The sequence below is a fragment of the Tritonibacter sp. SIMBA_163 genome (assembly GCF_046535935.1).
Classification (GTDB): Bacteria; Pseudomonadota; Alphaproteobacteria; order Rhodobacterales; family Rhodobacteraceae; genus Epibacterium; species Epibacterium scottomollicae.
In genome coordinates this window covers 1-289 of the sequence record NZ_JAWJBP010000283.1, presented here as the reverse complement: position 1 = coordinate 289, position 289 = coordinate 1, and the positions used below count along the sequence as shown (strand labels likewise).

General features: G+C 42.2%; 1 protein-coding gene. It reads right to left on the bottom strand.

From position 1 onward, the window contains the following. Nucleotides 1-282, bottom strand: a 282-nt coding sequence (locus R0J92_RS22420; protein WP_411053281.1) for a DUF6612 family protein, incomplete at its 3' end; no start/stop codon positions are given. Nucleotides 283-289 lie beyond the last annotated feature (7 nt).

Here is a 289-nt window from a genome sequence, read left to right as displayed (position 1 = left end):
CTTCATGTCTGTGCTTTGAACCATGTTCAAGCTCTCACCAGCAGCTGTAATATCCATATCTATATGCATAGACATTTCCGTTAAATAGAATGTATCCTTCTCAATGGTCATTTCATAGCTGAGATCATTAAAATTGATTTCTTCCATCATGCCTTCCATGGACATCTCCGAACCTTCTTCGCCCATCATAGATTCAAACGAAGCCATAACTGCTTCCATCAATGCTTCCCCATCACCTTCATAGCTCAGTTGGTAAGCATCTCCCGTGTCTTCCACCAGCATGTCTTCC